This window comes from Burkholderia sp. 572 (genome assembly GCF_040545135.1).
GTDB lineage: Bacteria > Pseudomonadota > Gammaproteobacteria > Burkholderiales > Burkholderiaceae > Burkholderia > Burkholderia cepacia.
On record NZ_JBEPLH010000007.1, the window covers coordinates 68,056 to 91,941 of the forward strand.

Below are 23,886 nucleotides of genomic sequence, written 5' to 3' on the forward strand. Positions count from 1 at the left end.
ACGGGGCTCCTCGTTAGTGTCGTGGCATCGGGCACCAGTTTAGTCCCGAATCCGGACGGTTCGCGGGGCGGCTGGCGACCCGCCGCGCCGCCCGGTTCCCGCCGCCGCGACCACTCGGGAATACCCTGATTCGCGCCCGCCCCGCCGCGTATGTTTTCTCGGGAATTATTTCGTTTCAGTGCACATTCGTCGAAAACCTGTCTCGAAAATTTACCGGATGAGTATCGTTTTCGGATTCGGCGGAATATATTGGTCAGAAGAACGGCCGCGGCGACCACCGGACAGCAGGGCGCGGCGTCATCCCGAAGAGGATCGCTAGATGATCAGGGTAATTCTGGCTGACGATCACGCAGTCATGCGGGACGGACTGCGTCACATCCTGGAGACGGCCGGCGGTTTCGAAATCGTCGGCGAGGCGAGCGACGGCTCGGCCACGCTCGCGCTGGTCGAGCGCGGCACCGCCGACGTGCTGCTGCTCGACCTGTCGATGCCCGCGCCGACCGGCATCGAGCTGATCCGGCTGGTGAAGCACCACGCGCCGTCGCTGCGCATGCTCGTGCTGACGATGCATGCGGAGGCGCAATACGCGGCGCGCGCGTTCAAGGCCGGCGCAACCGGTTACCTGACGAAGGACAGCGCGACCGCCGAGCTCGTGGAGGCGGTCGGCAAGGTCGCGGCGGGCGGCGTCTACGTGAGCCCGTCGGCGGCCGAAAGCCTCGCGCTCACGCTGCGCGCGCCGGCCGCGGCACTGCCGCACGAACGGCTGTCCGCGCGCGAGCTCGACGTGATGCGCCGCATCGTCGCCGGCCAGACCGTCACGCAGATCGCGACCGAACTCGCGCTGAGCGCCAAGACGGTCAGCACGTACAAGACACGGATCCTCGAGAAGATGGAACTGCCGCACGAAGCCGCGCTGGTCCGCTACGCGGTGCGCCACGACCTCGACCCCGGCGGCGACGCATGACGGCCGCCTTCCACCTTCCGCCCTCGCCCCCGGACGACGACACCTCCGACGCGTCGCGCCTGTTCATGTCGTCGCTGCCGCCGGGCCGGCGCGAACGGCGGCTCGCGCTCGCGACCGTGCTCGTGTCCGCCGTGATCTTCGCCGCGCTTGCGCCCTTCGCGGGCCGGCCGCTTGCGCCGGGCTGGGCGTTCATCCCCGTGTACCAGTCGGCGATCGTCGTCAACGACATGGTGACGGCCGGCCTGCTGCTCGGCCAGTACGCGATCCTGCGCGAGAAGCCGCTGCTCGTGCTCGCGGGCGGCTACCTGTTCACGGGCTTCATGGCCGGCACCCACATGCTGACCTTTCCCGGGCTGTTCGCGCCGACCGGCCTGCTCGGCGCCGGCGACCAGACCACCGCCTGGCTCTACCTGTTCTGGCACGGCGGCTTTCCGCTGGCGGTCGCCGCGTACGCGCTGCTGCGCGCGGCATCGCCTGCCGCGGGCCCGATCCCGGCGCCGCAACGCCGCGCGGCGATTCCCGTGGTGCTGTGCATCGCGGCCGCGCTCGGCGCGACGGCCGCGCTCGCGCTGCTCGCGACGGCCGGCCACGACCTGCTGCCGCGCATCATGAACGGCAACCGGATGGCCGCGACGATGACGAACGCGATCACGATCGTCTGGGGGCTGAATCTGGTGGCGCTGATGCTGATGTGGCAGCGGCGGCGGCGGCATTCCGTGCTCGACCTGTGGGTGATGACGGTGCTCGTCGCGTGGCTGTTCGACATCGCGCTGTCGGCGATGCTGAATCACGGGCGCTACGATCTCGGCTTCTACGCGGGGCGCGCGTACGGTCTGGTCGCGTCCGGCGTCGTGCTGTTCGCGATGCTGTTCGAAAACGGCCGGCTGCATGCGCAGACGGTGCGCGCGCTGGCCGGCGCGCGCTACCAGCATCTGCTCGTCGTGCAGAAGAGCGCGCAGCTGAACGACGCGAACGAGCGGCTCGAACAGCGCGTTGCCGCACGCACCGCGCAACTGAGCGCGTCGAACCGCGACCTGCGGCGCGAAGTCGAGGAACGCGTACGCGCCGAGCGTGCGCTGCAGGCGTCGCGCGAGGAGCTGCGCGAGATCGCCGCGATCAGCGCGAGCGCACGCGAAGCCGAGCAGCGCCGCATCGCACGCGAGCTGCACGACGAACTCGCGCAGACACTCGCGACGCTGAAGAACGATCTGGAATGGCTGATCGATCGCGTGCCGCAGGACGACGCACTGCTGGCGCGCAAGATCGCGGCGATGCACACGCTGGCGCGCGGCGCGGTGGCCGCGACACGCCGCATCGCGTCTGACCTGCGCCCGCTGATGCTCGACGATCTCGGCTTCGCCGCCGCGATGCAATGGCTCGTGGAGGATTTCCGGCACCGTCACGGCATCGACTGTGCGCTGCATGTCGACCCGCCCGAACTGCAACTCGACGAGCCTTACGCGACGGCGGTATTCCGCATCGCCCAGGAAGCGCTCGCGAACGTCGCACGGCACGCAGCCGCGTCGCATGCGAACGTCGCGCTCGTGCAGGCGAACCAGGCGATCGAGCTGACGATTCGCGACGACGGCGCGGGATTCGATCCCGGCGTGCCGCGCAAATCGGGATCGTTCGGGCTGGTCGGGTTACGCGAGCGTGCGTATCTCGTTGGCGGCACGCTGCGGATCGCGACGACGCTCGGCGAGGGGACGACGGTCGAGGTGGAGATTCCGCTGTCGCCTGCGCCTGCTGCGGTCGCGCATGGCGGGAATGGGGGGGCGAGGATCAATCGCTGATCGAGGCGGCAATATCGGCAAATGCCGGCCGCCGCGTCGATCATGCGTCAGTGGTAGTCGTCTTCCCGTTGATGTCGCACGGCCAGAATCGTGACTTGCCCGGCCGCTTCAATCTCGAACAGCAGGACGTAGCCCCACGTGCCGAAAGACGCGATCGGCTCACGCAGAAACGGATTCCCGTCGTCGATCTTGCGGCATGTGAACGGAAACATTCGGAGCATGGCGATACCTTGTTCGATCGCGTCCGCAGCCCGCTGCATCGGTATCACGTTCGAGCAGGTATCGATGCATCCGCACCAGGTCCCCACGGGCCGCACGTGTATATCGGACCCGATAGATCAATCAGCCGCCTTCGCTGTTCTCGCAGCGTTCAGCACGCCATCGAGTTCGGCCTGCACGTCGGCGGCGTCGACGTATTCGCCGGTACGGCGCGCCTCGTCGCGCGATGCAAGGCCACGGGTGACAAACTCGCGCCGCAGGCGACGACGCGCGATACCATCGCGAAGCGCCGACTCCATGAACGCAGACAACGTCTCGTTTTCCTCAAGGACCGACTCTGCCGCCTCCCGCAATTGCGGATCGACACGCAGCGCCGGTATGGTCGCGGTTTTCATCGCACACTCCATGGATTACATATGTAATCCATGGTAGCAAACCCTCTTTTACGCGTGCAGTCGGCCATTCGGCCTGACCAACGTGTCCGGGACCACAATCCGGCCGCGCCGCGAGCCTCACGCCCGCACCGCCACCATCCCCCGCTCCGAGCGGGTCCACGCGACCAGCGCGCCGATTCCGAGCAGCGCGAGACACACGATCGGCACGATCATCGGCCCGAATGCGGTGCCCGTCACCTTGCCGGCAAACGGCATCAGGTTCTGGCTGAAGAAGCCGCCGAGGTTGCCGATCGAGTTGATCGCCGCGACGCTCGCCGCCGCCCGCGCGCCGGTGAAGTAGCGCGGCGGCATCGACCAGAAGCACGGGTACAGCAGCGGGATGCATGCGCCGCCGAGCACCAGCGCGATGAAGCGCAGCGGCGTCGACGGCAGCACGAGGCTCAGCAGGAAGCCGAGCGCGCCAAGCGCCGCGACGATCGCGATCGTGCGCAGGATGCTCTTCGCGCGGCGCAGTTTCCCCGGCAGCCACACCAGCAGCAGCACGGCAAGCGCCCACGGCAGCATGCTCAGGAAGCCGTTCGTCGTGCTCGACACGCCGAACGATTTCACGAGCGTCGGCAGCCAGTACGTCACGCCGTACAGCGACGTCGACATCAGCATGTAGGTCGCCGCGAACAGCATCACGCGCGGGTCGAGCAGCGCTTTCCACGGCTGGCCGTGCTCGGCCTGCGCGGGTTTCTCGCGTTCGAGCGCGGCCTCGACGATCTGCTTCTCGCGGTCGTCCAGGAAACGGGCGTCGCGCACCGACGCGGGCAGCACGCGGAACACGACGATCGCGACGATCACCGCCGGGATGCCCGTCGCCACGAACACCCACTGCCAGCCCGCGAGCCCCCACACGCCGTTCAGGCTCAGCAACACGCCGCCGACCAGCGAGCCGAGCATGTTCGCGAGCGCGCTGCCGAGCGTGAAGATGCCGAGCACCTTCGCGCGATAGCTCTGCGGAAACCACAACGTCAGGTAGTAGATCACGCCCGGATAGAAGCCGGCCTCGGCGATGCCGAGCACGAAGCGCAGCGCGCAGAAAGCGGGCATCGACGTCGTGAAGCCCATCAGCACCGTGATCAGCCCCCACGTCAGCATGATCCGCGCGAGCCACACGCGCGCGCCGTAGCGATGCAGCGCGAGCGTGCTCGGCACCTCGAACAGCAGGTAGCCGATGAAGAACAGCGACGACGCGAGCCCGAACGCGGCTTCCGTCATCCCGAGGCTGTGCACCATCTGCAGTTTCGCGAAGCCGACGTTCTGCCGGTCGATGAACGCGATCAGGAACATCACGACGAGGATGGGCAGCAGGCGCCGCGCCATCTTCGACATGATGCGCTGTTCTTCGGCGGACGCGGGGTCCAGGGTGTCGGTAGCATTCACTTCAGGCTCCTTGCGTGAATCGGTTGCACAGCGGTTGCATGTCGTTTGAATCGGCGCCGCGCGCGACGATCGCGCGGGTGCGGGGCATGTCGGGGAAAGGACGCGGCGGCATCAGCGCGACCGGTAGTCGTCGAGCATCGGCGCGAACATCTCGTGCCACGCACGCGGCTTCGCCTTGATCGTGCCGGCCAGGTACAGGAATTCGACGTAGTCCATCAGCTGGTTCGGCAGTACCGAGAAACGCGTGTCGGGCGCGGCGAGCATCCGCATCACGTCGTCGTGCGACACGCCGACGCCCGACGACGCCGCATACAGCGCGGCCGCCGCGCGCGGGTCCTGCGCGATCAGGCGGTTCGCTTCGTCGAGCGCGCCGAGAAACGCGACGGCCAGCGCGGGGTCCGTATCGACGAGCCGCTTCGGCGCGAATACGACGTCGAGCGTCAGCGGGCCGAGCACGTCGACCGAATTCACGACGCGGTGAATGCCCGGCTGCCGCAGCTCGAGCGTCGAGAACGGCGGCGACGTGAAGTGCGCGGTCACGCCGTTCTCGCGCCGGATCAGCGCCTGCATCGCCTGCGGATGCGGGAGATTCACGGTGATCGAATCGAGCTGCGCGAAATGCGTCGCGCCGAGCTGCCGGCTCGCGACCATCTGCAGCACGACCGCCGACAGCGACGTGCGGATGCCGGGCACCGCGATCCGGTCGGACGGCGTGAAGTCGCGCAGCGACACGAGGCCCGCGCGGTTCGCGTTCAGCGACAGCGACGTGGTGGACAGCCCGCTGATGCCGATCACCTCGACGTTCGGAATGCCGCGCGCCCGTGCCCACAGCTCGATGAAACCCGGGGCGCCGGCGCCCGCGAAATCGAGCGTGCCGGCCATCATCGCGTCGTTGACGGAATTGCCGCCGTCGAGCAGCACCCAGTCGACCGCGACGTCGCGCACGCCGTGGCGCGCCGCGTGCCGCTCGAACAGCCGCTGCTTCTCCATCACGAGCAGCGGCAGGTACAGCACCCCGAAGCCTTTCGAGATCCGGACGGTGCGCGGCTTCGCGCGCACGAGCGGCGGCACGGCCAGCATGCCGATCCCGGCGGCGATCAACGCGCGGCGGCGCGGCGACGTCGTCATGCGCGGGCCGCCGTGCGACGGACGGAAAACGGCCACGCGACAACCCGCGTCGCGCTGCGCCGCGCGTTCGTCGTGCCCGTGACATGCTGCATGTTGCCGTCTCCTTGAATATTTCTGGTATTAATGCCGTCCTTGCGTGCTGCATCCGGCTCGACACAGGTTATCGACCGAGTCTGAGAAAATGCTGACATCCCGGCCCCGGGAAAACCCCTAACCCACCCATCTGCGAAACGGCACCATGCGTATTCTCGTCGTGGAGGACGATGCCGAAATCGGCGCGGCGATCCGCAGCCGCCTGGCGCGGCTCGGCCATGCCGTCGATCTCGAGACCGACGGCGCGACCGCGAACGGGCTGCTGCGCGTCGAGCGCTTCGACCTCGTCGTGCTCGACGCGAACCTGCCCGGCATGGACGGCTTCACCGTGCTGCGCAACCTGCGCGCGTCGGGCAGCACGACACCCGTGCTGCTCGTCACCGCACGCTCGGCGATCGACGACCGCGTGAGCGGCCTCGGCCTCGGCGCCGACGACTACCTGGTGAAGCCGTTCGACTACCGCGAGCTCGACGCGCGCGTGCAGGCGCTCCTGCGCCGCAACAGCGGCCACGCGAACGACGTGCTGACGCTCGGCGGCCTCGTGATCGACCGCAGCAGCCGCCTGGCGGAACTCGACGGCCAGCCGCTGTCGCTGTCGCGCCAGGAATTCGCGCTGCTCGAAATCCTCGCGAGCCGCCCGCAACGCATCTTCTCGAAGGACGAACTGCTGAACCAGCTGTTCAGCTTCGGCAACGAGCCGACCGCGAATGCGGTCGAGCAGTACGTGACACGCGTGCGCAGGAAGCTGCAGGGCAGCTCGGTCGAGATCCGTACCGCGCGCGGGATGGGGTATCAGATTGCGGCGCACTGACTGGTTCCCGAAGACGCTGTTCGGGCGCACGCTGCTCTTCATCGCGCTCGTCGTCGCGTCCGGCGCGTTCGCGCTCGCGGCGATCGCGCGCTACTACGCGGGCGTCGCGGCCGAACGCGCGTACGACCAGCTGCTTGCCGGCGCGTCGATCCAGGTCGCGGAAAACCTCTACGTGCAGGGCGGCGTGCTCGCGCTGAATCCGCCGGTGGCCGCGCTGTCGACGCTGTCGCGCTACGACCTCGTCTACTACAAGGTCGTCGATTCGCGCGGCATCGTCGTGGCCGGCTACAACGATCTCGCGAGCCCCGTGACGCTCGCCGCCGCGAAACAGGGCCCGGCGTTCGCGAACGGCCTGTACCAGGGGCACCGGATCCGCACCGCGACCATCGCGCGCTACATGCCCGAGGAAAGCACGCCGGGCTGGGCGCTCGTGACCGTCGCGCAAACCACCAACGCGCGCCAGCAGCTCACGAACGACATGAGCCTCAAGGTGTGGACGCTGATCCTGCTGATGAGCGTGCTCGCGATCGGCGCGAGCGGCCTCGCGATCCGGCGCGGCCTGCGCCCGCTCGCGCAGATCGGCACGATCATCGCCGCGCGCGACCCGGCCGACCTGCGGCCGGTGGCCGTCGACACGCCCAGCGAGATCGACGCGATCATCGGGTCGATCAACGGATTGATACACCGCCTGGCCGAGCGGATCAACGCGATGCAGCGCTTCATCGCCGACGCGGCGCACCAGATGCGCACGCCGCTCGCGCGGCTCGACGCGCAGATCGAGCTGCTCGACGGCGAATCCGATCCCGCGCGCCATGCGGCACGCCTCGACGCGCTACGCGCGACCTCTTCGGACGTCGGCCGGCTCACCGGCCAGTTGCTCAATCACGCAATGGTGATCCATCGCACCGAAGCCGTACCGCTGCAGCCGGTCGACCTCGTCGCGCTCGCGAAGGACGTGCTCGGCCGCGCGATTCCGCTCGCGGGCGAGCGCGATGTCGCCGTCGCATTCGCGAGCGACGCGCCGCTCGCCTGGATCGACGGCGACGCGATCAGCCTGCAGGAAGCGTTGTCGAACGTGCTGCACAATGCGCTGCTGCACGGGCATGCGGACGACATCGTCGTGTCGGTCGCGACGAAGGGCGACGCAGGCGACACCGTGACGCTGACCGTCACCGACAACGGCCGCGGCATTCCACGCGAGCATTGGGATGCCGCGCTGCAGCCGTTCGTGCGGATCGCACCGGACGGCAGCGAGCGGCGCACGGGGTCGGGCCTCGGGCTCGCGATCGTGCAGGAAGTGATGAAGGCGCACGGCGGGCGCATCGGGTTTGCGTTTCCCGATGCGGGCGGGTTCGCGGTCGTGCTGACGTTTCCGCGTGCGGCGGGGATCGGCGCCGCGCAGGCATGAAGGGACGGACCGGTGCCGGATCGGGCGCGGCAGGCGCTCAGTCGTCGTCGTTGTCGTCGAGGCGGTTCCGCTCCGCATGCCGCGCGACCAACTGGTCCAACTCGTCATACCGACGATCGCAGAACAGCCGGCACAATGTGTCGACTTCCGCGCGCGTGTCGACGTCGATCGTGTCGACATGCCGTTCCAGCTTGCCTTTGCCGATCCCGAACAGCCCCTTCTTCATCCGCCTCGAAACGGCATTCAACTGGAAACCGTCCGCATGCGCGTCGCTCAGCGCGGTCACCCACAATTCGCGCTGATCGTCGGCGCGCTGCAGCACGAGCGCGGGCAACGGCCCTTCCTGCGTGTCGTCCCATTCGGCATGCTGCGCCGCCCACGGGAACGTGTCGAAGGCGTGCGTGAACGACGCGTAGTCGGTCGCGCCCTGAGGGTCGAGTTGAGTGTAGTCGTAGCCGGTTTTCTGAATGGCGTAGGTCAACATGGCGCGGCGCTCCCGGTGGCGGTAATGGCGACTGCGCGTAATCTACCTGACAATTCGGTGTACCTCGCAGTTTTTCGCGAGGCCGGGTCCGGGCACCGCCATCGGCCACGCACGCTACGCCGCCACCGCCTCGCCACCGAGATACGCATCGCGCACGCGCTCGTCGTCGAGCAGCGCCTTGGCCTGCCCTTCGAGCACGACGCGCCCCGTTTGCAACACATACCCGTAATGCGCGATCTCCAGTGCGAGGCTCGCGTTCTGCTCGACCATGAACACGGTCACGCCCTGCTTGTTGATCGCGTCGATCAGTTCGAGCACCTTGTCGACATAGAGCGGTGACAGCCCCATCGTCGGCTCGTCCATGCAGATCAGCTTCGGCCGCGCCATCAATGCCCGCGCCATCGCCAGCATCTGCTGCTCGCCGCCCGACAGCGTGCCCGCGCGCTGCGTCAGCCGCTCGCGCACCCGGGGAAACAGGTCGAGCACGCGTTCATAATCCTCGGCCACCGCCGCACGGTCGCCGCGCGTGTACGCGCCCATCAGCAGGTTCTCGCGCACGCTCATGTCGCCGAACAGCCGCCGCGCCTCGGGCACAGCCGCGATCCCGCGCCGCACGCGCTGCGGCGTCGCGAGCGCCGTCACGTCGTCGCCGTCGAAGCGCACGACGCCGCGCTTCGGCCGCATCAACCCGAGAATCAGCTTCATCGTGGTCGACTTGCCGCTCGCATTGCCGCCGAGCAGGCTGACGATCTGCCCTCGGCCGACTTCGAAGTTCACGTCGAAATGCACCTGCACCGGCCCGTAGAACGTGTCGAGGTGTTCGAGTTTCAGCAGCGCATCGGTCATGTTCGTTTGCAATCCGGAAGAAGTGGCGCTCATGCGGCTGCCTGCGCCGCACGGTCGGCCGGCGTGCCGCCCGCATGGCGGCGGCCGAGGTACGCCTCGATCACGCGAGGATCGTGCCGCACGTCGCGCGGCGCGCCTTCGGCGATCTTCACGCCGTTGTCGAGCACCATCACGCGGTCGGACACGCGCATCACGAGTTCGAGCTTGTGCTCGATCAGCAGGATCGTCAGGCCGCGCGCCTTCAGCGACTGGATCAGTTGCAGCATCTCGGCCGTCTCCGTCTCGTTCATCCCGGCCGTCGGTTCGTCGAGCAGCAGCAGGCGCGGATGCAGCGCGAGCGCGCGGCCGATCTCCACGCGCCGCCGGTTCGCATACGACAGGCTGTGCGCCGGATGATCGATGCGCGGGGTGAGCCGTTCGCCGAACCCGGCGATGATGTCGCGCGCCTCGTCGCGCAGCGCGGCTTCCTCGCGTCGCACCGACGCGGGCCGCACGAGCGCGCGCCACACCTCGGCCGCCGCGCCGAGCGCGGGCCAGCCCGGCCGCGCCGCACGCAGCCGCGCATGCGCGCCGATCAGCACGTTGTCGAGCACGCTCAGGTTGCCGAACACGCGGCCGTGCTGGAACGTGCGCGCGATGCCGAGCGCCGCGAGGCGTTCGGGCGCGGTGTCCGTGATGTCGCGGCCGTCGAACGTCACGCGGCCGGCGTCGGGTCGGTCGGCGCCCGCAATCAGGTTGAACAGCGTCGACTTGCCCGCGCCGTTCGGGCCGATCACGCTCAACAGTTCGCCGTCGGCGAGCGTCAGGCTCGCGCCGTCGAGCGCGGTCACGCCGTCGAAGCGGCGCGTCAGGCCCTGCACGTCGAGCAAGGGTCGATTGGTGGTCATCGCATGCCTCCTCACACCGTACCCAACAGGCCCTGCGGCCGGAACCGGACGAGCAGCAGCAGCACGAGGCCGTAGATCAGCATCCGGTAATCGGCCGCCCAGCGGAACAGCTCGGGCAGCCCGATCAGCGCGATCGCGCCGGCGATGCCGCCGAGCACGTTGCCGAGCCCGCCAAGGATCACCATCGTCAATGCGAGGATCGACACCTGCGAATCGAAGGTCTGGTGATTGATGTAGCTGTACAGGTGCGCGGCGATCCCGCCGCTCACACCGGCCGCGACGCCGCCGACCGCGAATGCGATCGCCTTGTAGCGGTTCGGCGCGATGCCGTGCGCACGCGCGGCGACGTCGTCCTCGCGCACCGCGCGCAGCGTGCGGCCGAGATGCGAGCGCAGCAGCCGCACCTGCACGAGCGCGAACCCGACGAGCACCGCGAACGTGAACCAGTACGCGGCGCGCGCGGTACTCGCCCACGGCAGCGGCGCGATGCCGGTGACGCCGAGCGGGCCGCGCGTGAGGCTGTCCCAGTTCAGGATCACGAGGCTCACCACTTCGCCGATGCCGAGCGTCGCGATCGACACGTAGTGCCCGCGCAGCCGGAACGCCGGGTAGACGAGCAGCGTGCCGAGCACGGCCGTGATCGCGCCCGCGCACGGGATCGTCACGGCCGGCGACCAGCCGAGATCCGACGACAGCAGCGCCGACGCATACGCACCGATCACGAGCAGCGCCGCGTGGCCGAGCGAGATCTGCCCGACCGTGCCCGCGACGAGCGTGAGGCTCAGCGCGAGCAGCCCGTACAGCCACGCGTTGGTCAGCGTCTGCAGCACGTACGGCGACGCGCCGAGCCACGGCAGCACGGCGGCCAATGCAATCAGCGCGATGAGCACCGGACGCGGCACGCGCACGGCCTTCGCGGCCGCGAGGAAGGTGCCCGTCATCGGCTCGGGCGGCAGCGCGCGGTTCGCGCTGAACAGGCCGTTCGGCCGCCACACGAGGAACACGATCAGCAGCCCGAACGCGAACAGGTCGCGGTAGCTCGTGCCGAACAGCGCGACGCCGTAGCTCTCGACGAGGCCGAGCAGCAGGCTGCCGGCGATCGCGCCCGGCACGTTGCCGAGGCCGCCGATCAGCAGCGCGACCACGCCCTTCAGCGTCGCCTGGAAGCCCATCGCCGGATCGATGCTGTTGTAGTACATGCCGACCAGCAGCCCGCTCACGCCGCCGAGCGCGCACGCGATCGCGAACACGGTCTGGTTCACGCGGTCGACGTCCACGCCCATCTGCAGCGCCGCGTCGCGATCCTGCGCGGTCGCGCGCACGGCCCAGCCGAGTCGCGTGAAGCGCAGGAAGCCGTACAGCAGCGCGGCCGCCGCGATGCCGATGCCCGCGATCAGCAGGTCGAGCGAGCCCAACGTCGCGCCGGCAATGCGCAGATGCCAGTCCGGCAGCGGCGTCGGCACCGCGCGCGGGTCCGCGCCGAAGGCGAGCTGCGCGAGCTGGTCGAGGATGAAGCTGATGCCGATCGTCGCGAGCAGCGGCGCGATGCGCGCCGCGTGGCGCAGCGGCCGCAACCCGATCCGCTCGATCGCGACGCCGAGCGCGCCGCAGCCGACGACGACCGCCGCGAGCGCGACCGGCAGCGGCAGCCCGAAGCGGGTCAGGCACAGCCAGCCGATGAATGCGCCGACCATGTACACCGAGCCGTGCGCGAAGTTGATCAGGTGCGACACGCCGAAGATCAACGCGAGCCCGACCGCGAGCAACGCGTAGATGTTGCCGACGATGAGGCCGTTGAGCGTGTAGTCGAGCCAGGAAGCCATCACGATGCGTCCGTCACGTGCATGCGGTTCGGGGTCAGCGCGCGGCGAGCTGCGGTTTCGCGCCGTCCCACAGCGCCCACTGCCCCTGCTTCACGACGAGATACACGGTGCGCGCGCCCGCGACGCGGCGCGTCTGCGGATCGAAGCGCACCTTGCCGAAGATCACGCTCGGCACGTCACTGATCTTCGCGAAGCCGTCGTGCGCGGCCTGGCGTGTCGTGCCGTAGCGACGCAGCACTTCCGCCGACAGGATCAGCGCGTCGTATGCGCGTGCGACGAACGAATCGGGATCGGCATGGAATTTCGCGCGATAGCGCTGCACGAACGCCTGCACCTCGGGGCGCGGCTCGGCCGGGAAGAAGTTCGATTCGGTATACACACCGTCGACGGCCGCGCCGCCCAGCTCGAGGAATTTCGGCGAATACACGGAGCCGACCGCCGCGATCGGCAGCGTGACGCCCGACGTGCGCGCCTGCCGCACGATCTGCGCGCCGTCCGCGTAGTACGAGATCAGCACGATCGAATCGGGCTTCGATTCGCCGATGCGCACGAGCGTCGAACGGAAATCCTTCTCCGCCGGCTGGTAGCCTTCGGCCGCGACGACCTGCGCGCCGAGGCCGGCCACCGCCTTCGCGAAGATGTCCTTGCTGGTGCGGCCCCAGTCGGTGTTCAGGTACAGCACCGCGATCCGCTTGAAGCCGAGCTCCTTCACCGCGTAGCGCGCGAGCAGCGGCTGCTCCTCGGCCTGGCTCAGCGCGGTGCTCCACAGATAGTCGCCGCCTTTCGTGAAGTCCGGATGCGAGTTCGTGAAGCCGAATTGGATCAACTGCCCGCGCTGGTAGATCGGCGATGCGGCCATCGACGTCGCGCTCGAGAAGTCGCCCAGCTCGATCGCGATGCGCGGATCGGCGACGAACTTCTGCGCGATCGCGACGGCCTGGCGCGGGTCGCTGCGGCTGTCCTGGAAGTCGATCGCGAGCGGCCGGCCATGGATGCCGCCGCTGCCGTTGATCTCGTCGAGCGCGAGATCGAAACCGCGCTTCCATTGTTCGCCGTATTGCGCGTCCTGGCCCGTGAGCGGCCCGCTCACGCCGACCACCACCGGCTCGCCCGATACGCCCGCAGCGAGCGCGCCGCCCGTCGACAAGCCCCATGCGGCAGCGAGCGCCGCCACCGTGCCCAGCACGCGCCGCCATGCGCCGCGTACGTCGTTCCCCGAAACGTTCATGCGTCCCCCAGCTTCAGTCAGTCGAAAAGAGTGAGGGCATGTAACCATCCGGTTCAGGACGATCCAACGAAGTTTTGCGTATATCGATATCGGGCGCGGCGCGAAACCGGCGACGCACGCGAACAATCGCCCGCACGCGCTGCCGCGCGCGATGAGCCGGCATGCATCGCATCGCGTTGATTCGATTGGCGTTTCCTGTACGTCACGCATCGCCACCGGCGCGCCCGCGCGCCCCTCCGGCCATCGCGGCGATCGCGCGCTTCGCAGTTTTCGCGCTGTCGATAGCAAAATTCATTATATGAATCACGCATGCTCACACTCCTACAATGCGCAAATCGCATCATCGGAAGGTGTCATGGAGCTGCATCAACTCGAAGCGTTTTCCGCGGTCATGTCGGCCGGCAGCGTGACCGGCGCGGGCGAACTGCTCGGCCGCTCGCAGCCGGCCGTCACGCGGCAGATCCAGGAGCTCGAAGCCGATCTCGGCTACGCGCTGTTCGACCGGCACGGCCCGCGCGTCACGCCGACGCGGCGCGCCTTCCTGCTCTACGAGGAAGTCGAGCGCTCGCTGGTCGGCCTGCGTGCGATCGAGGCGCGCGCACGGGCGCTCGGCGACGAAACCGCCGAACCCGTGCGCATCGCGGCGACGCCTTCGCTCGCGGCGACGCTCGTGCCGGCCGCGCTCGCCGCGCTGCCCGACGGCGCGCAGGCGCCGCACTACCAGTTGCGCAGCGAATCGGCCGAGCATGTCGTGCACGAGGTGCTGGCCGGCACGGCCGACATCGGCGTCGTCACGCTGCCGATGGCGCATGCGGGGCTCGACGTGCACTGGATCGCGCAGACGCCCTGCGTCGCCGTGCTGCCCGCCGGCGACCCGCTCGCGGCGCAGCCGCGCATCGCGCTGCGCGATCTCGCGCGCCGCCGCATCGTGACGGTCGCGAACCGGCACCGGCTGCGCCAGCGGATCGATGCGGCATTCGCGGCCGCGCGGGTCGACGCACGCGTCTTCATCGAAACCAATGCGTCGCTGAATGCGGTGATGGCGGCGCGTGCCGGTATCGGCATCGGCATCGTCGATCCGGCCACCGGTGTCGCACTGCCGGTGGCCGGCGTCGTCGCCCGCCCGCTCGACGTCGACATCCCGTTCGCGTTCGGCGTCGCGACGCCGGCCGGCAAGGCGCGCACGGCGGCCGTCGATGCGCTGCTCGACGCGCTGCACCGGACGACGCGCACACTGCTCGACGACGTGATCTTTCACGAGGCCGCCGCGCACGACGCGCTGCTGCGCGGCGACCGGCTGCGTGCCGGGCGCCCGTCACGTCCTTCAAGTCCCTCAAATCCTGCACCGCCACGCACGGCACGATCGCGCCGCACGCGCCCGGAGGCCGCATGACGATGCCCGCCGATGCTCTCCACGCACTCGAAACCCGGCTCGCTCAAGACCTGCGCTGGCTCGACCTGCCCGCGCCATCGTGGGTGCCGCCGCGCGAGGCCGACGGCACACGCGTGCTCGACGTCGCGATCGTCGGCGGCGGCATGGCCGGGCTCGCGGCTGCCGCCGAACTGCGCCTGCTCGGCATCGACAACCAGTGCGTGATCGACCGCGCGCCGGCGGGTTACGAAGGGCCATGGGTCACGTTCGCGCGGATGGACACGCTGCGCTCGCCGAAGCAGCTCGCGGGCCCTGCGCTCGGCTTGCCCGCGCTGACGTTCCGCGCCTGGTTCGAAGCGCAATACGGCCGTGACGCATGGGACGCGCTCTACAAGATTCCGCGCACGCAATGGATGGACTACCTGCGCTGGTACCGGCACGTGCTCGACCTGCCGGTGCGCAACGACACCACGCTCGTCGCGCTGCGCCCGCGCGACGACGGCCTGCTCGCGCTCGACGTGCGCGGCAACGGCGAAGCGCAGACGCTGCTCGCGCGGCATGTGGTACTCGCGACCGGCCGCGACGGGCTCGGCGGCCCGTACGTGCCGTCCGTCGCGCACCGCGCGCCGCGCGCGCGTTGGGCCCATTCGTCCGAGCCGATCGACTTCGCGGCGCTCGCGGGCAAGCGCATCGGCGTGGTCGGCGCGGGCGCGTCCGCGTTCGACAATGCGGGTACCGCGCTCGAAGCCGGCGCCGCGCGCGTCGACCTGTTCTTCCGCCGCGCGGACATTCCGCGCATCAACAAGCTGACGGGCATCGGCAGCCCGGGGCTCGTGCACGGCTACGCGGATCTCGACGACGCGACGAAGTGGCGCTTCATGCACTACGCGCTGACGTCGCAGACGCCGCCGCCGCGCGACAGCGTGCTGCGCGTGTCGCGTCACGAGCATGCGCATTTTCATGCGGGCAGCCCGATCGAGACGCTCGCCGAACATGCGGACGGCCTCGACGTGACGACGCCGCGCGGGCGCTACACCGTCGATTTCATGATCTTCGCGACGGGCTTTCATTCGGACTGGACGACGCGCGCGGAATTCGCGTCGTTCGGCTCGCACGTGCGGCGCTGGAAGGATCGTTATCGGCCGGCGCCGGATTTGTGGCTCGACGAACTCGCGGAATCGCCCGATCTCGGCCCCGCATTCTCGTTCCAGGAGCGCGAGCCCGGTGCATGCCCGGCTGTCACGCGAATCCATTGCTTCAACCATGCGGCGAGCCTGAGCCACGGCAAGCTGTCCGGCGATATCCCGGCGATCAGCGCGGGCGCCGAGCGGCTCGCGCGCGGCATCGCGAGCCGGCTGTTCGGCGCGGATCGCGATCGCCACTACGACGCGCTCGTCGCATACGCGAACGCGGAACTGCAAGGCGACGAATGGCGCGACGCCGATGCATGAGCGCGCGTCCATCGACCCCATAAACGACCAAGGAATCCCGAACGATGACTGAATCCATCAGGCCGGCCGATGCGCCGGACACGATCGACGCGGCGGCCGGCCTGCGCGACGGCGACGCGATCGCCGCACTGCGCCGCGCGCGCGAAAAGGTGCTGCTTCATACGCGGCTGAGCGAGGCTGCCCTGTTCGATCCCGCACTGCCCGATCTTTCGTTGATCGAAAGACTGCACACGGCCCGGTATGTCGCGCACAAGTCGAAGGCGCCGGCATTGACCGACACCTATCGTGCACGGCTGATCGACGCGGGCGGCACGCTCGACGATATCGCACGCGCGGACGCCGATGCGTTCGACGCGCTGCCTCGACGCATCGGCGCGATCCTTGCGCATGCACGCCTGCTGACGCTCGCCCCTGTCGATGCGCGCCCGTCCGATCTCAACGCACTGAAGTCGGCCGGGCTCACGACGCCCGCGATCGTCGCGCTGTCGCAGCTCGTGGCGTTCGTCGCCTACCAGTTGCGCGTCGCCGTCGCCGCGCAGGCGCTTCAGGCACGTACCGCAACGGAGGCCGCATGACGACGACCGCTCACGGCTTCACGTCCGACACGCTCGGCTGGCGCGCCTGGCTCGACACCGTTTCGCTCGATGCCGCGACACCCGAGCAACTGGCCGTGCTCGACGCGAGCCACCCGCAAGCGAAGACGTCCGACTATTACCTGCTGCTCGTCCACCTGCCCGAGATCCTGCGGCAACGCTCGGGCGTGTTCAACGCGATCATGTACGGCCCCGGCGGGCTGTCGCGCGCGGAGCGCGAACTGGCCAGCACGGCCGTGTCGCGCGTGAACGGCTGCGTATATTGCGCATCCGTGCATGCGCAGCGCTTCACGCAGCTCGCGAAACGCACCGACGCGATCGAGCAGGTATTCGACGATCCGGCGACGGCCGGCACGACGGCGCGCGAACGCGCGATCGTGCGTTATGCGATCGCGCTGACGGAGCGGCCCGAAACGGTCGACGCGAGCGATGTCGCCGCGCTGGAAGCCGAAGGGCTGACGCATGAGGAGATTCTCGACCTGTCGCACGCGGTCGCGATCTTCGCGTGGGCGAACCGGTTGATGCTGACGCTGGGCGAGCCGGTGTTTCCGGAACCGGCGCCACTCGCCTGATGCCTGGCGCCTGACGCCCGACCCAACCCGAACACGGGCTGACGCAGGCGCCGCCCGCGTCACGCCTTGTGCGTCGACAGCAGGATACTCGTCTCGGTATTCGCGATCCCGTCGATCAACCGGATCGCACCGAGCACACGATCGAAGTGCTCGAGCGAATCGGCATGCACGGGATCGGTACGACGCGCTGACAGGCCAGAAGGCTCCGGCTGCTGGTGGGCTTCGGCGCGGTCGCTAACGCCCCGCAATCAAATCGGCAGCAAATGTTTTCCAATAGTCTGCACTCCATGGCACCCACTATATCCCTTCCGCTCAGAGTTGCCAGCGATACTGGTTACGTAGGCCACCACCTTGCTACCATCCACCTCGGCATCGCATTTGAGCTCAACTCTAGAGTTTTTCCCAGCCTTTCTCGATAACACATCTTTGATTTTTGACAACGACTCTTCCGTCGGAAACCCGCCCCAATAAAGATATCAGGCACATTAATTCCGTGAACATTACCAGAATCTGCCGGAAGTTTTTCTCCGATAATTTCTGTGTTGTGAGGATTTTAGCGCCCACACTCGTAATACCACGTCACACCTGCAGAACTGTACGTCAACACTCCACCATGGCCACCGAGCCAAGTACTAGACTTCCCGTTTGCATACTCGATTGGATAGTCTGGAAATAGCACATTGCAAGCAGCCAAACCAATAAGATCGACATCGCTTACCGGGTTTCCATTTGCATAGCCGTAGACATTGATGCCTCCGGCGTATCCGATCGGCTCCTCGCTAACAAACCGCTCCGCCTCCCTCCGGATCGCAGTACCGGTACCGGTTGGAATGCAGCGCCGTTACCGCGTCATCTGGATGGAAATAGCGAACAACCCTTCTTTAAACTGATTGAAAGTGACCCGTTCGATTTGCTGACGTCCACAAACCTTTCCATTTTCCAATACACTTTGGCCTCGCCATTATTCATCAAATAATTTTCCGGAAGAATGTGCGCCACGCTGTCGATATAAATTCTCTCGCTCCGAACTTGATTAATCGATATTGATACACAAGTGAGGTTGGCCTTTATGTTGATCGCACCAGCACTTGAATCACTTATCTTTATCTTCCCGTATACCAGTGCCTTATCCATTTCGGCTTCTCGATATGCTTTTCCGCCCTCTATCTCGACATGAATTTCTGTTCCGCCAAATTTTTCCGTGGACTGCAGCATGCTCACCTCTTCAGAATATCCAGATGCCGACGGCGCGAGGAAGAAGAACGCAAAAGATACGGCGATCCAAGATGGTTTTCTACTAGGCATCACTTTTGGGGAGAAAGAAGCTTTATCCACGAGTTAGGTCTAAATGTGAACGTTGGATTGGGGACATTTATGCCGGCACAGCCCAACACATCAACCACCGAGTCTTTGCAATTATTTCTATAAAGATTGTATTTTCGTTCACCAGAATTGTGAGCATCCATTGATCCATTGGCGCACATGGCAATTGCCCTGTCTTGATCTGTTGTGGTTTTGTACATAAGCGTCCCATCCGGCGGCATTGCAATGGCTTCGATGCTAACACCGGCAGGCGCATTTGAACCCGTCAAGAATCCGATGTTCCCGCCAGACGATGTTTCGCCAGCAGCGCCTTGGTTGAAAGCGAACCAAGCTCCACGCTCATTCTGGAAATAGAGTGTCGCGTGCCCGTTCCCACCAGCTGCCGCGGGATCAATGCCAATTCCGTAGTCGAGGCCCAAAGGGTCAGCCCATCTGACGGGGCTGGGCGCGTACGCGTGCGGGTTTATACCAGCGGCCAACCTCATCGGGTCCTTGCTCACGAACCGGCCCACTTCCGGATCGTAGTACCGATACCGGTTGTAGTGCAGACCCGTCTCGTGGTCATGGTACTGCCCCTGGAACCGGATCGGGTTCGCGACGGATGCCTTGCCCGGCGCTTTACGGATCGTCTCCTGCGCCACGCCCCACGCGCGATACTCCGCACTCCACACAATCTCGCTGTGCTCATCGGTCAGCTCCTGCGGCGTGCCCAAGTGATCGCACTGATACCAGGCTAAGCCATCTATCGGTGGCGCGGGCGGTGGTGGCATCCACAGCGGGTCTTCGTCCTGTCGGTAGTAGTCGCCGTACTCGGGCTGGTCAAGCAGAAGGATGGCGTCCTGCCTCACCGCCTGCGCCACCGGCACGAAGCTACCCGGCTCGTAGACATAGTGCGTGGTGCGCGCGCCGAAGCCATCCTCGTCGGCGATCTTGCTTTCCCACGCCAGCGTGTCGCCGTCCCAGCCGTAGAGTGTGAAGCCGCATTGCAGGTCGCTGTTGCGCTTCACCCGTTCGGCACGGTTCCAGTGCGGGCCGGCCTCGCGACGTTCCTCGTAGTGGGCCTTGCTGTATTTCGACAGGCGCCGGCCGAGGGCGTCGTAGGTGTAATCGACCGCAAGGCGCTCATCCTCGTAGTGTGTGAGCCGGTCGAACAGGTCCCAGGCGTAGCGGCTTTCCTTGCCCTGGTGCCAGCGCTTGCCGAGATTGCCCCACGCGTCGTACTGGTAGTGGGTACCGGCGTATTGCTTGAGCAGGTTGTCCAGCGCCTTGATGCGCGGCATGCGCTGGCGCTCGGCCTCGCGCTGCTCTGCCGGGTCGATCAGGTTGCCGGCCGGGTCAAACGCAAAGGTTTCATGGCCGAGGCGGCTTTGTGCCTCCAGCAGCCGCCCCACCGGATCGTAGCGGTAGGCCAGTTGGCCGCGCCGCGTGTCGTTGATATCGGTGAGCTGGCCGCTGGCATCGTAGCGGTAGCGGCGCACCAGCAGACGGCTGCCGCCACCGGTCTGCGCGGCCGGCCCCACAGGCTGGAGCGTGTCGCGCGCCAGCACCTGCTCGCTCAGCCTACCCATGGCGTCCCACTGCTGCGTCTGTAGCAGGCGGTTGCCTTGCAGGCGCGCCACCTCGCGGTGCAGGTCGTCGCGCTCATAGCTGACCAGTTCGCGCTCGTCCAGTTGCAGGGCCAGCAGATGGCCGCTGCCGTAGGTGAGCCAGCTTACGCGGTGCCCATCCGGGCGCACGGTGGCCGTGCGCTGGTTGAGCGCGTCGTATTCGTGCTGCCATACCGCCACCAGCGGCTTGCCCAGGCAGATGTAGTGCTGGTGCTCGCGCACCAGGTTGCCGGCCGCGTCGTGGAACCATTGCAGGCGACTGTCGGCATTGGTCGCCAGCGCAAGGTTGCCGTTGAAATCATAGGCAAACTGCTCGCGCTGCCAATCCTTCTCTCCCGGTTCGGCATCGCCGGTTTGCAGCGCCGCACGGCGTTCTACAAGACGGCCCATGGCGTCGAAGGTGTAGGCGGTGATGCGCTGGCCGTCAATGGCCCGCGCCAGCTTGCCGGTTGCTTCTTCGTACTCGTAGCGCGTGGTCACGCCGTCAAAGCCGGTTTCGGCCAGCAGGCGCCCCATCGGGTCGTAGTGAAATTCGGCATCGCGGCCGTTCTCGTTGCGCAGCGCGGTGAGCTGGCCGAGCTTGTCCCACCGGTAGCGCAGGGTCTGGCCGGCCGCGTCCACCCGGCTGGCGAGCAGCCCGGCCTCGGTGTAGTCCCATTCGGTGCGCCGCCCCAGCGCGTCGATGTGGGTCAGCAGGCGGCCTTCGGCATCGCGCTCGAAGTGTTCTTCGCTGTTGTCCGGGTGGCGGATGGCGGCGAGCTGGCCGGCCTCGTAACGATAGCGGGTAACCTGTCCGGCCGCGTCAGTGAACTGGATCATCTGGCCGCGTTCGTCGTAGGCCCACGTACTGGCCTTGCCCGAGCAGTCGACGTAGCGCGTGAGCTGGCCGTTGGCGTTGTACTCGAGCTGCCTGGTCTTGCCGCTGGCGTCGGTGATGCCGATGGGCAGGCCCATCGGGTTGTAGGCGTATTCGGTCTTGTTGCCGAGCGGATCGATACTCTCAGTCAGGCGGCCGCGCGTGTCGTAGTCGCGCAGCCAGAGGCCGCCCTCGGCATCGCTGATCTTGATGAGCTGGTCTTTCGTATCCCACGCGTAGTGCACGGTGGTGCCATCGGCCCGGATGTGTTCGAGCAGGTTGCCGTTCTCGTCGTAGGCGTAACGGTCGTCGCTGCCATCGGGACGGATGTGGTGGACGATGTTCTTGGCATCGTCGCGGAGGAACCACTCGGAGCGTTTGTCCGGATGGATGATGCGGTAGGTGTACCCGAGCCTATCGTAGTAATGCCGTGTTTCCTGCCCGTGGGCATCAGTGACGTAGGTGAGGCGGATGTTCGAGTCCCACTCCAGCCGCACCTCGAAGCTACCGTCGTCGGCCCACTCGTGCACGGCACGAGCGTCGGGGCCTTCGCCCTGCCATTCCAGATTCATCCCGCGGCCGGTACGGTCGGTGTAGCGGGTGATCAGGTGGTGCTGGTACTGATAGGTCCAGACCTCGGCGTTTTCGTCCTGGGCCAGCGTGAGGTCGCCCGCTTCATCGTAGCGGTACAGGCACAGGCGTCGCAGGGGCTCGTCCTCGCCCATCAACCACAGGCCGATGATGCGTCCATGGGCGTCCACGTCGGTGCCCAGGTGGGTGTGCGGCTGGCTCGGGTCGTCCTGATAGGTGACCAGGTCCGACAACACGACGCGCTCGTCCACGCGGTGGTCGTAACCCAGCAGCAGGCCCGCGCCGCCGCGCAGCTCGACCTGCACGAGCAGGAAGCGCTCACCGTGGCGCTGGTAGGTTTCGCGGCGCTCGTAGCCGCGGCACAGGACGAGCTGGTGGTCGCTTGCGCGCACGAGGAGGAGGTCTTCGATGCGATCCTCATGGAACTGCCCGACCTTGGGTAACGGGTAGTCATGGCTGCGGCCGTCGGCGCCGTGATAGCGCAGGCCGTCGCCTTGCACGTCGATGCGTGTGGTGCAGGGGGTGATCCAGCGCGCGCCGAGTTCGTCGTGGTCGTAGGCGTCCAGACTGGAGCGGTAGGTGCGCGACCAGGCAAGGGGGAACGGGCCCGGCAGCGCGAAGTCAGTGTGCGAGCGGGTTTCGGCGCCCGTGGCAAAACTGATGCTGCCGCCGCTGCCCGACGGTGCGCCGTTTTTGCACAGATTGGCGTCCTGCTCGGCGGGCCGCTCCTTGACCCGTACATCAAGGGACTCGCCGGGGATCTGGCGTCCAGCGATGCTGGTCGCGTCGGGCTTGATGCTGGCACTCTGCCCGGCGCCCGCTTTCCGGGCATCAAGCGAGCGGAGCAATCCTGCTGCAACCCACCCCACGCAGCCTGCCTGCGTGGCCTTGCCTTGTTGCCGCACCTGCTTGCCCAACAATGCGGCGAACTGGCGCAATGCCTGAGCGTTGGTGCTGACCAGCGCCGGCGACTCGGGGGACGAACTCTGTTCGAGAGGGGGGCGGGCAGCCGCGTTGCGGCGAAGGAATTGATAGGCTGCGTCGTAGAGGTTGGAAAACGCAGCGGCTGGATCGCGCAGTTCGGTCGTTGCAGATGTGCTTGCCCCCAGGGTGGCCGGCGCAGAAGGCTTCATCCGGGCCAGGGCCTCCAGGCCGTTCGCAAGGTCAGAGAGCAGGCTTTCGCCGAAGGCGGCCGCCGCGTCCAGCAGAGCGGGGAGTCTTGACTGCACCTGTCGCGCGAGGTTGTCCAGTTCCCCCTCGATGCTGTTGTTCAGGTTGGCGGTCAGGGTGCGCAGTGCCGCCTCGCCCACCAGCCCATTACTGGCCTGCAGGAGTTCCTGCCGCGCCAGGAACAGGGTGGGCCGCAGCATCATGCGGGCAGCGGCGGTACCCGGCTCGGGCATCAGGCCGATCAGGTTCAGGCTGACGCTCAACCAGTCAGGGGCGTGAGGTTCGGGGTGGGTCGTGAGGGTGACGATATCGCCGAGCAGATCGGCCAGGTTCAGGATGTTGAGAACGGCGGGAAAATTCCCGGCGACGGTGCGCAGACGGTCCAGGTTCACGCTGCCATGGCTGATTGCGCCGAGCCACTCGTCGAACGCCGAAATGCTGAGGGCCACGTCGCCCAACTGGATCTGGTTGAGCGGGGCAACCGAGATTGAACGCTCACGGGATGCGTTGGTGGAAGTGCTGGATGTCTGGCCTGCCATAGATCTCCCGAAGCCGAGCACCTGCGGCTACGGTACGGCAAACCAGGTTAGCCGCAAGCCCTCAGCAAATGTGGATGTACATGGATTTCTTCAGACGCCAGCATGGGCATTGATCAACGGCGGGGATATGAGACGACACCGAAAATTCATGCCGAAATTCCGCAACTCGTACGAAATTCAATCCACGATCGTCGTTGACGATGTGGATCTTGCCCCTCGGATTGAGTGCCCTCAGGGCTGTGTCGGTGAATGCCATCTGCTTCGTCCATATGTCCAGTAGGGGATGATCTGCCTCCCCTTCCTCC

Annotated in this window: 19 protein-coding genes and 2 pseudogenes; 8 read left to right on the forward strand and 13 right to left on the reverse strand. The window is 67.0% G+C overall.

The window, feature by feature from the left end; translation table 11 throughout:
• The first annotated feature begins 319 nt into the window (after positions 1 to 319).
• Together ABIC51_RS14975 and ABIC51_RS14980 are read left to right on the forward strand one after the other, a co-directional pair.
• Positions 320 to 964, forward strand: coding sequence for a response regulator (locus ABIC51_RS14975; RefSeq protein WP_027790813.1), 645 nt, complete (start codon positions 320 to 322; stop codon positions 962 to 964).
• Positions 961 to 2,757, forward strand: coding sequence for a sensor histidine kinase (locus tag ABIC51_RS14980; RefSeq protein ID WP_226228104.1), 1,797 nt, complete (start codon positions 961 to 963; stop codon positions 2,755 to 2,757). The genes ABIC51_RS14975 and ABIC51_RS14980 overlap by 4 nt, the downstream gene beginning before the upstream one ends.
• Positions 2,758 to 2,804: 47 nt before the next feature.
• Here the strand turns inward: ABIC51_RS14980 and ABIC51_RS14985 are convergent.
• The 4 genes and pseudogenes from ABIC51_RS14985 to ABIC51_RS15000 all read right to left on the reverse strand — a co-directional run bounded on the left by ABIC51_RS14985 (position 2,805) and on the right by ABIC51_RS15000 (position 5,927).
• A pseudogene (locus ABIC51_RS14985) lies at positions 2,805 to 3,099 on the reverse strand (type II toxin-antitoxin system RelE/ParE family toxin).
• Positions 3,096 to 3,371: a YlcI/YnfO family protein gene (locus ABIC51_RS14990; protein WP_146252487.1), complete on the reverse strand. Its 276-nt coding sequence runs from the start codon at positions 3,369 to 3,371 to the stop codon at positions 3,096 to 3,098. Before ABIC51_RS14990 ends, ABIC51_RS14985 begins: the two are co-directional and overlap by 4 nt.
• A 117-nt stretch (positions 3,372 to 3,488) precedes the next feature.
• Complete coding sequence (locus ABIC51_RS14995; protein WP_021158399.1) at positions 3,489 to 4,799, reverse strand: MFS transporter; 1,311 nt, start codon at positions 4,797 to 4,799, stop codon at positions 3,489 to 3,491.
• Between the two features lie 111 nt (positions 4,800 to 4,910).
• On the reverse strand, positions 4,911 to 5,927 hold the full coding sequence (locus ABIC51_RS15000) for an ABC transporter substrate-binding protein (protein ID WP_091920238.1): 1,017 nt from the start codon (positions 5,925 to 5,927) through the stop codon (positions 4,911 to 4,913).
• 238 nt (positions 5,928 to 6,165) lie between these two features.
• On the opposite strand from ABIC51_RS15000, the gene ABIC51_RS15005 reads away from it, so the two are divergent.
• Positions 6,166 to 6,831 carry a response regulator transcription factor gene (locus ABIC51_RS15005; protein ID WP_021158397.1) on the forward strand — a complete coding sequence of 222 codons (666 nt, stop codon included), beginning with the start codon at positions 6,166 to 6,168 and terminating at the stop codon, positions 6,829 to 6,831.
• On the forward strand, positions 6,818 to 8,239 hold the full coding sequence (locus tag ABIC51_RS15010) for a sensor histidine kinase (protein ID WP_175852248.1): 1,422 nt from the start codon (positions 6,818 to 6,820) through the stop codon (positions 8,237 to 8,239). The genes ABIC51_RS15005 and ABIC51_RS15010 overlap by 14 nt, the downstream gene beginning before the upstream one ends.
• Positions 8,240 to 8,276: 37 nt before the next feature.
• Here the strand turns inward: ABIC51_RS15010 and ABIC51_RS15015 are convergent, their stop codons facing one another.
• The 5 genes from ABIC51_RS15015 to ABIC51_RS15035 form a co-directional block, all read right to left on the reverse strand.
• On the reverse strand, positions 8,277 to 8,723 hold the full coding sequence (locus ABIC51_RS15015) for a hypothetical protein (RefSeq protein WP_175852247.1): 447 nt from the start codon (positions 8,721 to 8,723) through the stop codon (positions 8,277 to 8,279).
• 114 nt (positions 8,724 to 8,837) lie between these two features.
• A complete protein-coding gene (locus tag ABIC51_RS15020; RefSeq protein ID WP_027790807.1) occupies positions 8,838 to 9,602 on the reverse strand; it encodes an ABC transporter ATP-binding protein in 765 nt (254 codons plus the stop codon).
• Entirely contained in the window at positions 9,599 to 10,456 is an 858-nt protein-coding gene (locus ABIC51_RS15025; protein ID WP_175899365.1) for an ABC transporter ATP-binding protein, read from the reverse strand. The genes ABIC51_RS15020 and ABIC51_RS15025 overlap by 4 nt, the downstream gene beginning before the upstream one ends.
• Before the next feature lie 11 nt (positions 10,457 to 10,467).
• The gene (locus ABIC51_RS15030) at positions 10,468 to 12,279 is read right to left on the reverse strand and encodes an ABC transporter permease (RefSeq protein WP_175899363.1); all 1,812 of its coding nucleotides are present in this window, start codon (positions 12,277 to 12,279) and stop codon (positions 10,468 to 10,470) included.
• Between the two features lie 34 nt (positions 12,280 to 12,313).
• The gene (locus tag ABIC51_RS15035) at positions 12,314 to 13,507 is read right to left on the reverse strand and encodes an ABC transporter substrate-binding protein (RefSeq protein ID WP_060086394.1); all 1,194 of its coding nucleotides are present in this window, start codon (positions 13,505 to 13,507) and stop codon (positions 12,314 to 12,316) included.
• A 298-nt stretch (positions 13,508 to 13,805) separates the two neighbouring features.
• Here ABIC51_RS15035 and ABIC51_RS15040 point away from each other — a divergent pair, with 298 nt between their 5' ends.
• From ABIC51_RS15040 to ABIC51_RS15055, 4 genes are read left to right on the forward strand one after another with little or no spacing between them, the layout of a single operon-like run.
• The gene (locus ABIC51_RS15040; RefSeq protein ID WP_502916215.1) at positions 13,806 to 14,900 is read left to right on the forward strand and encodes a LysR substrate-binding domain-containing protein; all 1,095 of its coding nucleotides are present in this window, start codon (positions 13,806 to 13,808) and stop codon (positions 14,898 to 14,900) included.
• A complete protein-coding gene (locus tag ABIC51_RS15045; protein ID WP_175899358.1) occupies positions 14,897 to 16,330 on the forward strand; it encodes a flavin-containing monooxygenase in 1,434 nt (477 codons plus the stop codon). The genes ABIC51_RS15040 and ABIC51_RS15045 overlap by 4 nt, the downstream gene beginning before the upstream one ends.
• A 44-nt stretch (positions 16,331 to 16,374) precedes the next feature.
• On the forward strand, positions 16,375 to 16,905 hold the full coding sequence (locus tag ABIC51_RS15050; protein ID WP_175899357.1) for a CMD domain-containing protein: 531 nt from the start codon (positions 16,375 to 16,377) through the stop codon (positions 16,903 to 16,905).
• A complete protein-coding gene (locus tag ABIC51_RS15055; RefSeq protein WP_124840264.1) occupies positions 16,902 to 17,495 on the forward strand; it encodes a peroxidase-related enzyme in 594 nt (197 codons plus the stop codon). The genes ABIC51_RS15050 and ABIC51_RS15055 overlap by 4 nt, the downstream gene beginning before the upstream one ends.
• Positions 17,496 to 17,554: 59 nt before the next feature.
• Here the strand turns inward: ABIC51_RS15055 and ABIC51_RS15060 are convergent.
• The 4 genes and pseudogenes from ABIC51_RS15060 to ABIC51_RS15075 all read right to left on the reverse strand — a co-directional run.
• Positions 17,555 to 17,665, reverse strand: a pseudogene (locus ABIC51_RS15060) (Lrp/AsnC ligand binding domain-containing protein); the annotation flags it as partial.
• A gap of 383 nt (positions 17,666 to 18,048) precedes the next feature.
• Positions 18,049 to 18,327 carry an RHS repeat-associated core domain-containing protein gene (locus tag ABIC51_RS15065; protein ID WP_175862850.1) on the reverse strand — a complete coding sequence of 93 codons (279 nt, stop codon included), beginning with the start codon at positions 18,325 to 18,327 and terminating at the stop codon, positions 18,049 to 18,051.
• Positions 18,328 to 18,344: 17 nt separating this feature from the next.
• Positions 18,345 to 18,830 carry a hypothetical protein gene (locus ABIC51_RS15070; RefSeq protein ID WP_175862817.1) on the reverse strand — a complete coding sequence of 162 codons (486 nt, stop codon included), beginning with the start codon at positions 18,828 to 18,830 and terminating at the stop codon, positions 18,345 to 18,347.
• Positions 18,800 to 23,581: an RHS repeat-associated core domain-containing protein gene (locus ABIC51_RS15075; RefSeq protein ID WP_175899355.1), complete on the reverse strand. Its 4,782-nt coding sequence runs from the start codon at positions 23,579 to 23,581 to the stop codon at positions 18,800 to 18,802. The genes ABIC51_RS15070 and ABIC51_RS15075 overlap by 31 nt, the downstream gene beginning before the upstream one ends.
• Between the last annotated feature and the right edge of the window lie 305 nt (positions 23,582 to 23,886).